Origin of the sequence: Ralstonia condita, from assembly GCF_958405655.1 — a bacterium.
GTDB classification, from domain to species: Bacteria; Pseudomonadota; Gammaproteobacteria; order Burkholderiales; family Burkholderiaceae; genus Ralstonia; species Ralstonia condita.
Genome location: NZ_CATYWO010000002.1, coordinates 1,106,929 through 1,123,376, shown reverse-complemented (window position 1 = coordinate 1,123,376; position 16,448 = coordinate 1,106,929). Strand labels below are relative to the sequence as shown.

12 protein-coding genes are annotated in these 16,448 nt (G+C 64.2%); 9 read left to right on the top strand and 3 right to left on the bottom strand.

The genetic code is table 11. The features are described 5' to 3' along the window. The 6 genes from R2N03_RS11560 to fdhD all read left to right on the top strand — a co-directional run bounded on the left by R2N03_RS11560 (window position 1) and on the right by fdhD (window position 8,986). Window positions 1–3,096: an efflux RND transporter permease subunit gene (locus R2N03_RS11560; RefSeq protein WP_316657731.1), complete on the top strand. Its 3,096-nt coding sequence runs from the start codon at window positions 1–3 to the stop codon at window positions 3,094–3,096. Between the two features lie 155 nt (window positions 3,097–3,251). Further along, the gene (locus tag R2N03_RS11555; protein WP_316657730.1) at window positions 3,252–3,665 is read left to right on the top strand and encodes an Hpt domain-containing protein; all 414 of its coding nucleotides are present in this window, start codon (window positions 3,252–3,254) and stop codon (window positions 3,663–3,665) included. A gap of 240 nt (window positions 3,666–3,905) precedes the next feature. After that, entirely contained in the window at window positions 3,906–5,561 is a 1,656-nt protein-coding gene (locus tag R2N03_RS11550; RefSeq protein WP_316657729.1) for an OFA family MFS transporter, read from the top strand. Between the two features lie 28 nt (window positions 5,562–5,589). Further along, complete coding sequence (locus R2N03_RS11545) at window positions 5,590–7,929, top strand: FdhF/YdeP family oxidoreductase (protein WP_316657728.1); 2,340 nt, start codon at window positions 5,590–5,592, stop codon at window positions 7,927–7,929. Then, window positions 7,929–8,174, top strand: coding sequence for a MarR family transcriptional regulator (locus R2N03_RS11540; RefSeq protein WP_316657727.1), 246 nt, complete (start codon window positions 7,929–7,931; stop codon window positions 8,172–8,174). Before R2N03_RS11545 ends, R2N03_RS11540 begins: the two co-directional genes overlap by 1 nt. After that, window positions 8,171–8,986, top strand: a complete 816-nt coding sequence (fdhD, locus tag R2N03_RS11535; protein ID WP_316657726.1) for a formate dehydrogenase accessory sulfurtransferase FdhD — start codon at window positions 8,171–8,173, stop codon at window positions 8,984–8,986. Before R2N03_RS11540 ends, fdhD begins: the two co-directional genes overlap by 4 nt. A gap of 9 nt (window positions 8,987–8,995) precedes the next feature. Here the strand turns inward: fdhD and R2N03_RS11530 are convergent, their stop codons facing one another. Continuing rightward, window positions 8,996–10,891: a potassium transporter Kup gene (locus R2N03_RS11530; RefSeq protein WP_316657725.1), complete on the bottom strand. Its 1,896-nt coding sequence runs from the start codon at window positions 10,889–10,891 to the stop codon at window positions 8,996–8,998. 351 nt (window positions 10,892–11,242) lie between these two features. Here R2N03_RS11530 and R2N03_RS11525 point away from each other — a divergent pair, with 351 nt between their 5' ends. Then, the gene (locus tag R2N03_RS11525) at window positions 11,243–11,446 is read left to right on the top strand and encodes a cold-shock protein (protein WP_316657795.1); all 204 of its coding nucleotides are present in this window, start codon (window positions 11,243–11,245) and stop codon (window positions 11,444–11,446) included. Window positions 11,447–11,651: 205 nt separating this feature from the next. After that, the gene (locus tag R2N03_RS11520; protein WP_316657724.1) at window positions 11,652–11,858 is read left to right on the top strand and encodes a cold-shock protein; all 207 of its coding nucleotides are present in this window, start codon (window positions 11,652–11,654) and stop codon (window positions 11,856–11,858) included. Window positions 11,859–11,933: 75 nt separating this feature from the next. Here the strand turns inward: R2N03_RS11520 and R2N03_RS11515 are convergent, their stop codons facing one another. Beyond that, window positions 11,934–13,457 (bottom strand): CoA-acylating methylmalonate-semialdehyde dehydrogenase, encoded by a 1,524-nt coding sequence (locus R2N03_RS11515; RefSeq protein WP_316657723.1) that lies wholly within the window; start codon window positions 13,455–13,457, stop codon window positions 11,934–11,936. 1 nt (window position 13,458) lies between these two features. Beyond that, entirely contained in the window at window positions 13,459–14,796 is a 1,338-nt protein-coding gene (gene aptA, locus R2N03_RS11510; protein WP_316657722.1) for an omega-aminotransferase AptA, read from the bottom strand. A gap of 143 nt (window positions 14,797–14,939) precedes the next feature. Between aptA and R2N03_RS11505 the strand changes: the two genes are divergently transcribed. Next, the gene (locus R2N03_RS11505) at window positions 14,940–16,343 is read left to right on the top strand and encodes an aminotransferase-like domain-containing protein (protein WP_316657720.1); all 1,404 of its coding nucleotides are present in this window, start codon (window positions 14,940–14,942) and stop codon (window positions 16,341–16,343) included. Window positions 16,344–16,448 lie beyond the last annotated feature (105 nt).

Here is a 16,448-nt window from a genome sequence, read left to right as displayed (position 1 = left end):
ATGGGCTTCAACCCCATCGCGGGCATTCTCAAGCGGCGGCTGCTGATTGTCTTTCTGGCGATCGCGCTGCTGGTGGCGGGCGTGCTGGCGTTTCGCGAGCTGCCGCTGCAGGCGTATCCGGGCGTGGCACCGCTGTCGGTGCAGGCCATCACGCAGTGGCCGGGCCGTAGCACGACCGAAGTCGAACAGCAGATCACGATCCCGATCGAGAATGCGCTGGCCGGCGTGCCGGATGTGCAGTCGTTCCGCTCGGTATCGCTGTTCGGGCTGTCGGTGGTCACGCTCAAGTTCAAGGAAGGCACCGACGGCTTCAAGGCGCGGCAGAACTTTGCGCAATACGTGGCGGCAGCCAATTTGCCGACCGGTGTGCAGCCGTCGCTGAGCCCGGACTCTGACGCCACCGGCGAGATCATGCGCTTTCGCCTCGTGGGCGACGGCGTCGACCTCACCACGCTCAAGAGCTACCAGGACTACGACATCACCAAGGAGCTGAAGCACGTGCAGGGCGTGGCCGATGTCAGCTCCTTCGGCGGCAAGGTGAAGGAGTATCACATCGTGCCGTCGCCGGCGAAGCTGCAGTCGTACGGCATCACGCTTTCGCAGCTCATCACGGCCATCGGCAACGCCAACAACAACACCGGCGGCAATCTGCTGCGCGACGGCGAGCAACAGTTCGTCGTGCGCGGCGTGGGCCTGCTGCAGACGGTGGACGACATCCGCAACGTGGTGGTGGCCGCCAACAACGGCGTGCCGGTGCGTGTGCGCGACATTGCCGAGGTGGAAATCGGCAACGTGCAGCGCCTGGGCCAGGTGCAATACAACGACCAGCCCGACGTGGTCGAAGGCATCGTGCTGCTCAAGCGCGACGCCAATGCCAGCGAGGTGCTGGCCAAGGTGCGCGAAAAGGTCACGGAGCTGAACAACGGCATCCTGCCCAAGAGCGTTCAGATCAAGCCGTTCTACGACCGCCAGGTACTGCTCGACATCACCATGGGCACGGTCGAACACACGCTGGTAGTGGGCATCTCGCTGGTGCTGGCGGTACTGTTCGTCTTCCTGGGCAATTTCCGTGCGGCGGCCGTGGTCGCGGCGGTGATTCCGCTGGCGCTGTGCGTGTCGTTCATCAGCATGGAGCACTTCCATGTGCCGGCCAATTTGATCTCGCTTGGGGCGATCGACTTTGGGGTGATCGTCGATGCGGCCGTGATCGTGATGGAAAACATCATGCGGCATCTGGAAGAAGGCGCCGAGAAGCTGGACGACGCCATCGTCAAGGCGACCAGCGAAGTGCAGCGCGCGATGATCTTTTCCACGGGCATCATCATCGTGGCGTATTCGCCGCTGTTCTTCATTGGCGGCGTGGAGGGCATCATCTTCAAGCCGATGGCCTTCACGATGGGCTTTGCGCTGCTGGCCTCCATCGTGCTGAGCCTGACCTTCGTGCCGGCCACCACGTCGTTCGTCTTCGGCAAGACGCTGCATCCGCATTCGCCGGCGTTCATCACCGCCATCCTGCGCTGGTACAAGCCGGTTCTGCGCAAGCTGATCGCACGCCCGATGACGGTGTTTGCCACCGCCATCACAGCGCTCGTTCTGACGCTGTATAGCGCCACCTTCCTCGGTACGGAATTCCTCCCTACGCTGGAAGAAAACAACCTGTGGCTGCGCATTACGTTGCCCAACACGGTCGACCTCGATTACTCATCTTCAGTGGCCAACGACCTGCGCGCGTACTTCGTCAAGCAGCCGGAAATCAACCAGGTTTCGGTGCAGATCGGCCGCCCCGATGACGGCACCGATTCCACCGGCGTGTTCAACCAGGAATACGGCCTGTACTTCGCGCCGCCCGACCAATGGCCCGCCGGCATGACGAAGGCGAAGCTGGTCGAGCGGCTTTCCAAGCGTCTGGAGAAGATTCCCGGTATCGAATACAACTTCTCGCAATACATCCAGGACAACGTGGATGAAGCGCTCTCGGGCGTGAAGGGCGAGAACTCGGTCAAGCTGTTCGGCAACGACCTCAACGTGCTCGAAGCCAAGGCCAACGAAATCCAGGCGCAGCTCAAGAAGGTGCCGGGGCTGGTGGACGTGGGCATCTTCCGCGAACTGGGCCAGCCGACGCTGAACGTTTCGATCGACCGCCAGGCGGCTGCGCGCTTCAACATCAACGTGAGCGATGTGCAGAACCTCGTGCAATACGCCATTGGCGGCGCGCCGGTCACGCAGATCCTGGAGGGCGAGAAATCGTTCGGCCTGGCGGTGCGCCTGAACCAGCAGGCACGTGCGTCGTACGACGCCATCCGTGAGCTGCTGATCGATACGCCCGATGGCCAACACATTCCGCTGTCGATGATCGCCAAGGTGGAAATGACCGATGGCCCGTTCTTCATCTACCGCGAACTCGGCAAGCGCTATATCGCCATCAAGTTCGGCGTGCGCGGCCGTGATCTGGGCAGCGCCGTGGACGAAGCGCAGCGTGTGGTGGGCGACAGCGTGCAACTGCCCGAGGGCTACACCGTCAAGTGGGACGGCCAGTTCAATGAGATGAAGGTCGCCCAGGGCAAGCTGATGGTGATCGTGCCGTTGACGATTCTCGTGATCTTCCTGCTGCTGTACAGCACGTTCGGCAACTTCAAGGACGCGCTGATGGTGGTGCTGAATGTGCCCTTTGCTGCCATCGGCGGGCTGCTGGCGCTGCATATCGCGCATGAGACGCTGTCGATCTCGGCGGGCATCGGCTTCCTGTCGCTGTTCGGCATCGCCATCCAGGACGGGGTGATCCTGATCTCGTATGTCAACCGCCTGGCGCAGTCCGAGAACTTGCGGGAGGCCACGGTGGAAGGCGCCGCGCTGCGGCTGCGGCCGGTGATCATGACCGCCATGCTGGCAGGCCTCGGCCTGCTGCCGGCGGCGCTGTCGCACAGCATCGGCTCGGAAGCGCAGCGGCCCCTTGCGCTCGTGATCGTCGGCGGCATGGTGACGACGACAATCCTCACGCTGCTCGTGCTGCCCGTGGTATTCACCTGGGCGCACCGACATCGCGCCACCCCGCCGCGCGAACCCGACGTGACACCGACGGCTGCCATGCTGCCCTGACCGGTATCGTCACACGCGGAAGTGCCGGGCGCCGCCCTCCTTGTGGGGTGCGCCCGCCTCCGCGTCGGATGGGCGGCAAATTCGGACCAATCTCATGGCTGCCTGCGCGCCCGGCGTGCACAGTGCAAATCCCTTTCGATTGCACGCGCGCCGCCATGCAGCCCCACCCAAGCTCCCTCGCCGATATTGCCGCCCAGCTCCCGCCGCAAGTGGTCGCAACGCTGACCGAACTGTTCAGCGACGACCTCGCGCAATGGAGCTTCATCATCAACCTGTTCTTTGAAACGATGGAGCAGGATCTCGTCAGCCTGGACAAGGCGATCCGCGCCAAGGACGACAGGCTGGTCATTGAGGCGGCGCACCGCATCGCCGGCTCCGCCCGCATGCTCGGGCACCTGCTGATCGGGGATGCCGCGCGCGCCATTGAACGCCTCGCACAGACCGTCAGTCCGGACGACGCGCGCGGGGCACACATGCAGGCGGCGCTCGACCGCCTGCTTTCCCTGGCCGAAAGCTTCCGCGTGCAGGCAAGCCGCTGCGCGTGGTCCGACGCGCCAGCTGCGGGTTAGACCGGCCACCCCCCTTTATGTTGACAAACACATAAACCCGACCATTCGGTCGCGTGCTGCGTGATCCTCAATACAACGGCCTTCTACAACTATTGATGTAGGGCAGGAGCCCCCTCTATCTTTGCGGGCAACGTCGGCGCACTGCATCTGTTGCCGGCAGGCACGCCCCGGCAACGAACGGCGCGGCCACACCTTGACACTTCTCGCAACACGGGCACTCAACTTATCCGGGGGGATTCGATGTCCGACGCTGTCCTGCATCCATTCTTTTCGCGCGAGCGCACCATCGCCGCCGTTGGCTTCAACCGGTGGCTGGTTCCGCCCGCCGCCCTGGCCATCCATCTATGCATCGGCATGGCGTATGGCTTTTCCGTCTTCTGGCTGCCGCTGGGCCGCGCGCTGGGCATCACCAAGCCGTTGACCTGCGGCGCCGATGTCTCGCTGATGACGGAACTCTTCACCACCACGTGCGACTGGCGAGTCTCCAGCCTCGGCTGGATGTTCACGCTGTTCTTCGTATTCCTTGGTGCGTCAGCCGCGTTGTGGGGCGGCTGGCTGGAACGTGTCGGCCCTCGCAAGGCCGGAGTGGTGGCGGCGATCTGCTGGTGCGGAGGACTGCTGCTGTCGGCGCTCGGTATTCAGATGCACCAGTTGTGGCTGCTCTGGGTCGGCTCGGGCGTGATCGGCGGCGTCGGCCTCGGGCTGGGCTATATTTCGCCGGTATCGACCCTGATCAAGTGGTTTCCGGACAAGCGCGGCATGGCCACCGGCATGGCCATCATGGGCTTCGGCGGCGGTGCGATGATCGGCGCCCCGCTCGCAGACCGTCTGATGAAACTGTTTGCCACGCCGGAATCGGTTGGCGTGTCCCAGACGTTCATCGTGCTGGCGGCCATCTACTTTGTGTTCATGATGGCCGGCGCCCTCGGCTACCGCGTACCGCCCACGGGCTGGAAGCCGGCAGGCTGGACGCCCTCGCCCGCCAAGACTAAGGACACGATGGTCACGCACCGCCATGTCCACGTGAACGAGGCCCTGAAGACGCCGCAGTTCTGGTTGATCTGGGCCGTGCTGTGCCTGAACGTGTCGGCCGGCATCGGCGTGCTGGGCATGGCTTCGCCGCTGCTGCAGGAAGTGTTTGGCGGCAAACTGCTGGGCGTGACGACCGCCTTTTCGGAACTCAGCGCCGCGCAAAAGGGCCAGATCGCGGCCATCGCTGCAGGCTTCACGGGCCTGCTGAGCCTGTTCAACATCGGCGGCCGCTTCTTCTGGGCGTCGCTGTCGGACCGCCTGGGCCGCAAGATGACCTACGCGGTCTTCTTCGTGCTCGGCTTCGTGCTGTACGCATCGATCCCGTGGACGTCGCACACCGGCAATATCGCGCTGTTCGCGCTGGCCTTCTGCGTGATCCTGTCGATGTACGGCGGCGGCTTTTCCACCGTGCCGGCCTACCTGGCCGACATGTTCGGCACGCAGATGGTGGGCGCCATCCACGGACGCCTGCTGACCGCATGGTCGACCGCCGGCATCCTCGGCCCCGTGCTGGTGAACTACCTGCGCGAATACCAGATCGCCCACGGCGTGGAGCGCGCTGCGGTCTACGACATCACGATGATGATCCTGGCCGGCCTTCTGATCCTGGGCTTCATCTGCAACCTGCTGGTACGCCCGGTTGACCCGAAGCACTTCATGACCGAGGCGCAACTCGAAGAGCAGCGTCATGCGGCGGCAGCCAACAGCCCGACACCGGCGGCGGTCGCTCCGGAAACGTCGCTGGAATGGAAGGCACACCCGGGTTCGGCCGTGGCCGTCGTGCTTGCCTGGGCCGCCGTCGGCCTGCCACTTGGCTGGGGCGTTTGGATTACACTCCAAAAAGCCTCCGTTCTGTTCTCCTGACACCTGATTCAAAGCCGCCCCGCCACCCATGAAGCACCAGAAGATCGAGTTCTATCGTCACCCGGCCGGTGGCTGGGGCGCGCTGAAGAGCGTTGTGCATCAACTGCTGTCGCAGGGCATCGCGGCCAAAGGGGCCAAGACGATGCTGTCGGCCAACCAGCCTGACGGCTTCGACTGCCCGGGCTGCGCGTGGCCCGATCGGGATCACGCCTCCACCTTCGAGTTCTGCGAAAACGGCGTCAAGGCGGTGGCTGCCGAAGCGACATCTCGCCGCACCACGCCAGAGTTCTTCGCACAGCACACCGTGCGCGAACTGGCCGAGTGGTCCGACTACGCGCTCGAAGACCAGGGGCGCCTGACGCACCCGATGGTCTACGACGCGGCCAGCGACAAGTACGTCCCGATCGAATGGGATGCCGCCTTCGCGCTGATCGCACGGCACCTGCGTGCGCTGCCTGATCCGAACCAGGCGATCTTCTACACCTCAGGCCGCACCAGCAATGAAGCGGCCTTCCTCTACCAGTTGTTCGTGCGTGCTTACGGCACGAACAACTTCCCCGACTGCTCCAATATGTGCCACGAGCCTTCCGGCACGGGCATGCGGGCCAGCATCGGCGTCGGCAAGGGCACCGTCACGCTCGACGATTTCACCCAGGCGGATGCCATCTTTATCTTCGGCCAGAACCCGGGAACGAACCACCCGCGCATGCTCGGTGAGCTGCGCGAGGCATCGAAGCGCGGCGCGCGCATCGTCTCGTTCAACCCGCTGCGCGAGCGCGGGCTGGAGCGCTTTGCCGATCCGCAAAGCAAGATCGAGATGCTGACGCTGGGCTCCACGCGCATCAGCACCGAATACCACCAGGTGCGCATCGGCGGCGACCTTGCGACCGTCAAGGGCATCATCAAACACGTGATCGAGCGTGACGACGTGGCACGCAGCCGCGGCGAGCCCGCCATCATCGACCACGCCTTCATCGCCCAGCACACCGGCGGCTACGACGCCTTTGCCGCCGACGTGCGCGCCGAATCGTGGGCCACCATCGAAGCCGAATCGGGCCTGCCGGAACACGAAATCCGCCAGGCCGGCGATACCTACATCCAGGCCGGCAACGTCATTGCCTGCTGGGGCATGGGCATCACGCAACACAAGCATTCGGTCGCGACGATCCAGATGATCGTCAACCTGCTGCTCCTGCGTGGCAACATCGGGCGCCCGGGTGCCGGTGCGTGCCCGGTGCGCGGTCACAGCAACGTGCAGGGCGATCGCACGATGGGCATCTACGAGAAGCCCGCCCCGGCGTTCCTGGATCGGCTGGAACAGGTCTTCGGCATTCAAGTGCCGCGTGAACATGGCTACGACACCGTCGGCGCCATTGAGGCGATGCAGCAAGGCGCCGCACGCGTGTTCTTCGCCATGGGCGGTAACTTTGCGGCAGCCACGCCGGACACGGCTGCCACGTGGATTGGCCTGCGCCAGTGCGACCTGACCGTGCACGTGACGACCAAGCTCAACCGCAGCCACATCGTGCACGGCAAGGCGGCACTGATCCTGCCGTGCCTGGGCCGCACTGAGGTCGACCAACAGGCCGGCGGCACGCAAGGCGTGACCGTGGAAGATTCGATGAGCATGGTGCACATGTCGGCGGGCATCAATCCGCCGGCCTCGCCGCATCTGCTGTCGGAGCCGGCCATCGTGGCGCGGCTGGCCGAGGCAACGCTGCCCGAAAGCACCATCCCGTGGCGCTGGCTGGTGGAAGACTACGACCGCATCCGCGAACGCATCGAAGCCGTGTTCGACGACTTTGCCGGCTTCAACGAGAAGATTCGCGTGCCGGGCGGCTTCCGCCTGCGCAACACCGCATCTGAACGTGTCTGGGCCACGCCGTCGGGCAAGGCGGAATTCCACGCGCACGCCGTACCGACCGACACGCCGGTGCACCGCGCCCGCGAGCGCCATGCCGATGCGACGGTCTTTACGCTCGCCACGGTGCGCTCGCACGATCAATACAACACCACCATCTACGGCATGGATGACCGGTACCGGGGCGTGTTCGGCCAGCGGCGAGTGGTCTTCATCAACCAGGAAGACCTCCACACGATCCGCATGAAAGACGGTGAGTGGGTCGACATGGTGACGCTGTCCGAGGACGGCACCACGCGCCGCGCCGATGGCTTCCGCCTCGTGGCATACGACATTCCGCGTGGCTGCCTTGCAGCCTATTACCCGGAGACAAATCCGCTGGTGCCGCTGTCGTCCGTGGCCGACGAGGCCCGCACGCCGACGTCCAAGTCGATTCCGGTGATGCTGGTCCCGAGCCAGGCCGAACGCCCCGTCGATGCCACCACGGCCGCCGCAGCCGAAGCCTGATGTCGACCACTCCGGCGTGGACAGCGCTGCAACTGGCGCTATTGGCAGCCCTGCGCGAAACGGACCCCGGCAAGCCGGTGTCCCTGCCGTGGCTGACCAAGCGCGCCGGCGAGCGCGCCAGCACGGTACTGCGCGCCCTGCATCCGCTGGCTGATGCCGGCCTGCTGCGCGTCACGATGGATGACGCGCGCTGGCTGATCGTGCTGCTCGACGCCGGCCGCGCCCTTCCTGATCTTGCTGCATGACCATCCTCACCCGTCACCCCGCCGGCCTGCCCGTCCTTTCCACGAACGCCACGCGTCGTACGCGGACCGGCACGCAGGAAGACGCGACCACCGCCGTTGCCGACGAGGCACCCGTGGCACTCGTCTTCAACGGCATCACGCACGCGGTGATGATGGCCTCGCCGGCTGATCTCGAAGATTTTGCGTTGGGCTTTGCGCTCTCCGAGGGCATCATTGACAGCCGCGCCGATTGGCGAGGCGTTGATGTGGAGATGCATCCGCACGGTATCGAGATCCACGCCGACATTGCCTCGCGCTGCTTCGCGCGCCTGAAGGAGCGCCGCCGCGCGCTGGCCGGCCCCACCGGCTGCGGTTTGTGCGGGATTGAAAGCCTGCAGACGTTCGAAGCCGCACCGATCCCGCTTGTGCGTCCCGCATGGGTCGACGCCATCACCGACGCGCAGGTGCTCGACGCCATGCAGGCGCTGAGCGAGCATCAACCAGCCAATGCACTGACCGGAGGTCTGCACGCTGCCGGCTGGCTCCTGGCAGATGGCCAGGCGCCGCTGCATGTGCTGGAAGACGTCGGCCGCCACAACGCGCTGGACAAGCTGATCGGTCGCCTGGCGCGCCTCGGCCATCGCCCTGCCGATGGCATGGTCGTCATGACCAGCCGTGCAAGCTTCGAGCTTGCGCGCAAATGCGTGCATGTGGGTGTGCCGCTGCTGGCGACGATCTCCGCCCCCTCTTCACTGGCGGTTTCCCACGCCAAAGCGGGGCGCCTCACCTTGCTGGCCTTCTGTCGTGGCGACACGGTGACCCGTTTCGCCTGAGCACCGGCGCTAGATTTCAACCTTGCTTCCAAGCTCGACCAGCCGGTTGGCTGGAATACGAAAGAAGTCGGACGGCTTCGCGCTGTTGTGCTGCATCCATGCGAACAGTGACTCGCGCCACATTGCCATACCAGGCAGCGGTGACGGAACCACCGTGGCACGCGTGATGAAGAACGACGTCTCCATGTCTTCAAAGACAATGCCGAGACGCTCACCGACGTTCTTGACGATCTCATCCACCGCTGGGGTTTCCTTGAAGCCGAAATCGACCACGGCTGCGTAAATGTCCTGGCCGATGGTCTTGATGACCAGCCGCTTGGCCGGCTCGACATAAGGCACGGCCAGCGTCCGGAAATGGACGAACAGCACGCGCTTGTGCAGCACATGGTTGTGCTTGAGGTTATGCAGCAGCGCCAGCGGCACGAAGTCCATGCTGGGCGTGAGATAGACGGCCGTGCCATCCACGCGGTACGGCGGATGCCGCAGCAGTCCTTCCATGAACGGCTCGAGCGGGATGCCCCCTTCGACGTTACGCGCCTTCAGCAGTTGCGTGCCGGTGTGCCACGTCACCATCAGGAAAAAGATCAGACCGCCCAGCAATAACGGGAACCACCCGCCCGCCGCGATCTTGAGCAGATTGGCCGCGAAGAACGACAGGTCGACCGCCAGAAACACCGCTCCGAGCGTTACCACCACCGGCAGGCCCCACCTCCACGTGTTGCGCATCACCACGGTCACCAGGCAGGTCGTCAGCACCATCGTCGTTGTCACGGCAATGCCATAGGCCGCGGCCAGATTATCGGATTTGCCGAACGCCAGGACCACCGCCACCACGAGCAGCAACAGCACGTAATTGACCACGGGCACATAGATCTGGCCGATCTCGACATCGGAGGTGTACAGGATCTTCATACGGGGCGCATAGCCCAGATGCACGGCCTGGGCCGTCATCGAGAATGCACCCGAGATGACGGCTTGCGATGCAATCACGGTGGCCGCTGTCGCCAGCACCACCATGGGCCCGACGGCCCAGTTGGGCATCAGCAGGAAGAAGGGATTCTGCACGGCGGTCGGCTCGCGCAGCAGCAAGGCGCCCTGCCCGAAATAGTTCAGCAGCAGGCACGGCATGGCAATGTAGAACCACGCGAAACGGATAGGCCGGGCCCCGAAGTGACCCATGTCGGCATACAGTGCCTCGGCACCCGTCAGCGCCAGGAATACCGAGCCGAAAACGATGAACGCCTGCACGGTATGACGGAAGCCGAACTCGAGCGCATAGACCGGGTTGAGCGCCACCAATACCTGCGGGGCCTTCGCCAGCGACACCAACCCAAGCAGGCCGAGGAGGGCAAACCAGATCAGCATCACCGGGCCGAACAGGCGCCCGACCACGTGCGTGCCCTGCTTCTGCAACAGGAACAGACCGATGAGCACGGTCAGGGCCAGCGGCAGCACCCACGACTGCAACGCAGGCGCCATGATCTCCATGCCTTCGATGGCGGAAAGCACCGAGATGGCCGGCGTGATGACCGCATCGCCATAGAACATGGCGGCGCCTAACAAGCCAAGCAGCATGAGCGTGCGGGTGAAGCGGGCTTTTCCGCTGCTGGCACGCATGGCCAGCGCCGTGAGCGCAAGGATGCCGCCTTCGCCATTGTTGTCGGCGCGCATGACGAACACGACGTACTTGATCGACACGACCAGTGTCATCGCCCAGAACAGCATCGAGAGGACGCCAAAGACCGTCTGGTCGGAGAACGGCACCCCGTGCTCGGGATTGAAGCACTCCTTCAGTGCGTACAGCGGGCTGGTGCCGATATCTCCGAAGACCACGCCGATTGCGCCCACCATGGTGGCCATCAACGCGGGTTTTTTTGTGATTGTGCTGGCTACGGCTGTCGACATGGTTGGCTGCAACTGAAACGACGGGACCACACGCAATATCCGTGCGCCATGTGAAGCAAAACCAAAGCCCGGAGGGCCGTTGGAGTGGCTCAGACGCCACTGAAGCTTAGGTGAAAACGCTCAGGTTTGCGCGGGGGTTTGCACCGATGGCGAGAACGCTCCGCCCCTGAATCAGCCTACTGGCATCGCCTATGCTTGATCTAGCTCTGGATGTTAAAAAAACAAGCTTTGACGGGGAGACGCGCCAAGCATATATTCAGCAAACGATCGTTTGGCTGGTTTGGCGGGGTCTGCCTGCTGTGTTTCTCGGCCGGCAGTCGATCGATTTCTCAACTTCACGAATCAAAAATCATGGCTACTGGTACCGTCAAGTGGTTCAACGACGCAAAGGGTTTCGGTTTCATTACCCCGGATGATGGCGGCGAGGACCTGTTCGCACATTTCTCGGCGATCACTATGCAGGGTTTCAAAACCCTGAAGGAAGGTCAACGGGTGTCGTTTGAAGTCACGCAAGGCCCGAAGGGCAAGCAAGCCTCGAATATCCAGGCGGCTTAATCCGAAGGCCGGGGCACAGGCTACGCCAAGATCGTCAAAGCGATTGGAGGACGGCGCGCCAACCTTCCGGGCAGGAGGCGCGCCGGTCGAAAGCCCCGTAAGAATCAGGTTGTAAGGGTTGTTCAGTACGTGTTTGCCATCAAGCGGTCGAAGGGTTGCCGGAAGCGGCGCCCCGGTTTGACGAAACCCCTCTCGGGAGAATGCCATGGCCAGCCGAATTGAAGATCAAGCCGTTCAATATGATCCGCCCGCCGGGGCAGCTGCAGAAATGCATGCTGCCCCGCGTTTTATCCGGGATTCGGAAATCCAGTTTCCCCGCTCGCTCACACTGCACGAGGGCCAGCGCGTCAGCTTTGATGTGGAGATCGGGCCGGACGGCGAGCTGATCGCCGTGAATATCAGGCCCCTATGACGCGCAGTTTTGAACTTCGCGTGTGCAACGACAAAGGGAGGCATTGCCTCCCTTTGTCTTGGATGATGCATCCGATTACTTGGCCGTCGGCATGACGAATTCAGCGCCCTTGCCGATCGAATCCGGCCAGCGTTGCATCACGCTCTTGTAACGCGTGTAGAAACGCACACCCTCTTCGCCGTAGGCGTGGTGGTCGCCAAACAGGGACCGCTTCCAACCGCCAAAGCTGTGCCACGCCATCGGCACCGGAATCGGCACGTTGATGCCGACCATGCCCACCTGGATCTGCCGCGCGAATGCTCGCGCCACGCCACCATCGCTGGTGAAGCACGAGACGCCGTTCCCGTATTCGTGCGCGTTGATCAGCTCGACTGCCTCGGCAAAATCGCGCACGCGCACGACCGACAGGACCGGACCGAAGATCTCTTCCTTGTAGATCGTCATGTCAGGCTTGACGTGGTCGAACAGCGTGCCGCCCGTGAAGAAGCCTTCCGTATGCCCCTCGACGGAATGGCCGCGACCATCCACGACCAGCTTGGCGCCCTCTTCCACACCCTTGGCGATATAGCCTTCCACCTTGGCCTTGTGTGCCGCGGTGACGAGCGGGCCCATTTCACTGTCGGCTTCCATGCCGTTGCCGATCTTGAGCGCCCTGGCGCGCTCGGCCAGGCGCGGCACGAGCTTGTCGGCCACGTCGCCGACGGCCACGGCCACGGAGATGGCCATGCAGCGCTCGCCAGCCGAGCCGTAACCGGCACCGATCAGCGCATCGACCGCCTGGTCAAGGTCGGCATCGGGCATGACGACCAGGTGATTCTTCGCGCCGCCCAGGGCCTGCACGCGCTTGCCGCGCTTCGTGCCTTCCGTGTAGATGTACTCGGCAATCGGCGTACTGCCGACAAACGACAGGGCTTGCACATCCGGGTGGGCCAGGAGTGCATCCACCGCGTCCTTGCCGCCCTGCACGACATTGAATACGCCGTCGGGCAAGCCGGCCTGCTTGAGCAGATCGGCAATCATCAGGCTGGGGCTCGGGTCGCGTTCGCTTGGCTTGAGGATGAAGGCGTTGCCGCAGGCGAGTGCCACGGGCGCCATCCACATCGGCACCATGAAGGGGAAGTTGAACGGCGTGATGCCAGCCACCACGCCCAGCGGCTGGCGCAGGTTCCAGTTGTCGATGCCACCGCCGATGTTGTCGGTGAACTCGGTCTTGAGCAGGTTCGGAATGCCGCAGGCAAACTCGACCACTTCGATGCCGCGCGTAACTTCACCCTTGGCATCGGAGAGCACCTTGCCGTGCTCGCGCGTGATGGCGGCGGCCAGAGCGTCCTGGTTCAGGTCGAGCAACTCCTTGAACTTGAACAGGATGCGCGAGCGCTTGAGCGGCGAGGTTTCTGCCCAGGCAGGTGCCACGGCGCGCGCGGCTGCCACGGCAGCCTCCACCTCGGCCGAGCCGCCCAGCAGCACCTGGGCACTCACGGCGCCCGTGGCAGGGTTGAAGACATCGGCACTGCGCGTGCCGCTGCCGGCATGGCGCTGGCCACCAATGTAGTGGCTGACCACGGACTCGGTTACGGCGGGATCAATCGGTCGATTCATCTCAAGCTACCTCTTGCAGAACAGTTCGGACGGTATCAAAAATGCGGGCGATCTGCGCCTCTTCAATGATGAGAGGCGGCGAGAACGCCAGAATATCGCCGGTGTAGCGCACGAGCACGCCACGCTCCAGGCATTTCAGGAAAACTTCGTAGGCGCGCGCCCCCACCGCCCCCGGGCGCGACTCCAGCTCGATGCCGGCGACCAGGCCCAGGTTGCGGATGTCCTTCACGTGCGGCGCACCCTTGACCGCATGGGCTGCTGCCTCGAATACCGGCGACAGCGAACGGGCGCGCTCGAACAAGCCTTCGCTGCGATACAGATCGAGCGCCGCCACCGCGGCCGCCGCTGCCAGCGGGTGTGCCGAGTACGTGTAGCCGTGGAACAGCTCGATCGCACCCGGGGCACCGGCTTCGACGATGGTGTCGTGCACCGACTGTCGCGCAGCCACGGCGCCCATTGGCACTGCGGCATTGTTGATGCCCTTGGCCATCGTCAGCAGATCGGGCGTCACACCGAAGTATTCCGCCGCAGTGGCCGCGCCGAGGCGACCGAAACCGGTGATCACCTCGTCAAAGATCAGCAGGATGCCGTATTTGTCGCACAGTGCACGCAGGCGCTGCAGATAACCCTTGGGTGGCACGAGCACGCCCGTGGAGCCCGCCAGCGGCTCGACGATGACGGCGGCAATGGTCGACGCATCATGCAGCGCGACGATGCGTTCCAGCTCATCTGCCAGATGCTCGCCCCACGCGGGCTGACCCTTGGAGAAGGCGTTGTGCTCGGGTGCGTGGGTGTGCGGCAGGTGGTCTACGCCGGGAATGAGGTTCGCCGAAAACGCCTTGCGGTTCGGCGAGATGCCGCCCACCGAGATACCGCCGAACCCCACGCCGTGGTAGCCCCGCTCGCGTCCGATCAGACGCGTGCGCTGGCCTTCCCCGCGGGCGCGGTGGTATGCCAGTGCAATCTTCAGTGCCGTATCCACCGCTTCCGAACCGGAGTTCGCGAAGAAGATGCGGTTCAGGCCCTCGGGCATGATTTCGGCCACTTTCTCGGCAGCACGAAACGCCATCGGGTGGCCCATCTGGAAGGTGGGCGCGTAATCGAGCGTGCTGGCCTGCGTGGTGATGGCGTCGACGATCTCCTTGCGGCTGTGGCCGGCATTCACACACCAGAGGCCCGCCGTGCCGTCGAGCACTTCACGGCCGTCGGCATCGCGGTAGTACATGCCCTGGGCCGATACCAGCAGACGCGGCGCTGCCTTGTACTGGCGATTGGCCGTAAAGGGCATCCAGAAATAGGACAGATCGGAGGTTTCCAGCGGGTGCGGTGCGGGTTTCATCGGCGTCTCCGGAAATAAAACGGGCTGGCATGCCAGCAATTGGAGCAAACTGTACAGAGTCGAACGAAGCCCGGACATGCACAGATGGCGTTTCCATCAGAAACTGTATAGGTACCGCCATCGCCTTCACGTCGCATTGCAACATGCAACTCCAACTCGATCCTCATCATCCACAGCGTACGTTGGTCGACCAGATCGTCCAAGGCATTCGTGCAGCCGTGGACGACCATCGTCTGCTGCCGGGCACCCGCCTGCCTTCGGTGCGCAAGCTTGCCCAGGCACACGACGTCAGCACCTTCACGGTGGCCGAGGCCTATACCCGACTGGCAGCGTTGGGAGCCATCGTGGCGCGGCCCCGCTCGGGCTATCTGGTCGCAGCCCGCGCCCCGGCCCAACCCGCAGCCGTAGCCCCGCGCTGGGAGCCGCCGAAGCTGAACGCCGCGTGGCTGCTTTCGGATGTCTTTGCCGATCGGTCGATCGCCATCAAGCCCGGTTGCGGCTGGCTGCCCAACGATTGGCTGGACGAGCGCGGCGTGCAGGAAGCGATGCGTGCTGTGAGCCGCGTGTCCGCGCTGCGCGTCGCGGGTTACGGACACCCCTGGGGCTATGCGCCGCTGGGCGAATACGTGGCTCAGTCACTCTCGCTGCGCGGGCTGCCGGTCGAACGCTCGCAGGTACTGCTGACCAGCGGAGCCACGCAGGCACTCGACCTGATCGTACGCACGCTGTTCAAGGCGGGCGACGTGGTCGCCGTGGACGATCCCGGCTACTGCAACGTCCTGCAGGTGCTGAAGCTGGCCGGGCTGCGCGTGGTCGGCGTGCCTCGCACGCCGGACGGGCTCGACACCGCCGCCCTGGAAACCATTCTGCGCACGGATGAGGCCGACCGTCCGCGCGCGCTGTTCACCAGCTCCGTCCTGCAGAACCCGACGGGCTCCTCGATGACCGCGCAGAACGCCTACCGCGTGCTGCAACTGGCCGAACAGCATGGCCTGTGGATCGTCGAAGATGACCTGCACCGCGAACTCGCAGACCCCGCCGCGCCCATGCTGGCCGCACTCGACGGCCTGCGGCGCACGTTATACGTCAGCGGATTCTCGAAGACGATTTCGCCATCGTTACGCGCGGGCTACGTGGTGGCCGACGCTGCCATCGCCCGCGAACTGGCACGCACCAAGATGGCAGTGGCACTCACCTCCTCGGAAATCACCGAGCGCATCGTCCATGCATTCGTCACGCGGCCAGGGTACGAGGAACATGTAGCGCGGCTGATTGCGCGGTTGGCCGACGCACATGCGGGCGTCGAATCCATCATGCGCGCGCATGGCGCCGAGGTGTTCGACACACCGGGGCGCGGCCTCTTCCTCTGGGCGCGGCTGCCGGGCCAAGAGGATTCGGCTGCCCTGGCCGATCGGGCCATCCGCCACAACATCTGGCTGGCGCCCGGTCAGTACTTCCGGCCCCATGATGAGATCAGCCCATGGCTGCGGTTCAACGTCGCATATTCCGCCGAGCCCGCACTGTGGGAGTTTCTTTCGCACGCCTGAGCCAGGCAGCCGCCTTGAACCGCAGGCGCTGGGGACGGTCGAAGCAGGCAGTGCTGTAGAGCCCTCTTCCTCCGCATGGACGCGGTGGTCGATGACGCGCCAGCC

Coding starts and splice junctions, on each gene's coding strand:
- R2N03_RS11560 (WP_316657731.1), top strand. CDS start 1: ATGGGCTTCAACCCCATCGCGGGCATTCTCAAGCGGCGGCTGCTGATT.
- R2N03_RS11555 (WP_316657730.1), top strand. CDS start 3,252: ATGCAGCCCCACCCAAGCTCCCTCGCCGATATTGCCGCCCAGCTCCCG.
- R2N03_RS11550 (WP_316657729.1), top strand. CDS start 3,906: ATGTCCGACGCTGTCCTGCATCCATTCTTTTCGCGCGAGCGCACCATC.
- R2N03_RS11545 (WP_316657728.1), top strand. CDS start 5,590: ATGAAGCACCAGAAGATCGAGTTCTATCGTCACCCGGCCGGTGGCTGG.
- R2N03_RS11540 (WP_316657727.1), top strand. CDS start 7,929: ATGTCGACCACTCCGGCGTGGACAGCGCTGCAACTGGCGCTATTGGCA.
- fdhD (WP_316657726.1), top strand. CDS start 8,171: ATGACCATCCTCACCCGTCACCCCGCCGGCCTGCCCGTCCTTTCCACG.
- R2N03_RS11530 (WP_316657725.1), bottom strand. CDS start 10,891: ATGTCGACAGCCGTAGCCAGCACAATCACAAAAAAACCCGCGTTGATG.
- R2N03_RS11525 (WP_316657795.1), top strand. CDS start 11,243: ATGGCTACTGGTACCGTCAAGTGGTTCAACGACGCAAAGGGTTTCGGT.
- R2N03_RS11520 (WP_316657724.1), top strand. CDS start 11,652: ATGGCCAGCCGAATTGAAGATCAAGCCGTTCAATATGATCCGCCCGCC.
- R2N03_RS11515 (WP_316657723.1), bottom strand. CDS start 13,457: ATGAATCGACCGATTGATCCCGCCGTAACCGAGTCCGTGGTCAGCCAC.
- aptA (WP_316657722.1), bottom strand. CDS start 14,796: ATGAAACCCGCACCGCACCCGCTGGAAACCTCCGATCTGTCCTATTTC.
- R2N03_RS11505 (WP_316657720.1), top strand. CDS start 14,940: ATGCAACTCCAACTCGATCCTCATCATCCACAGCGTACGTTGGTCGAC.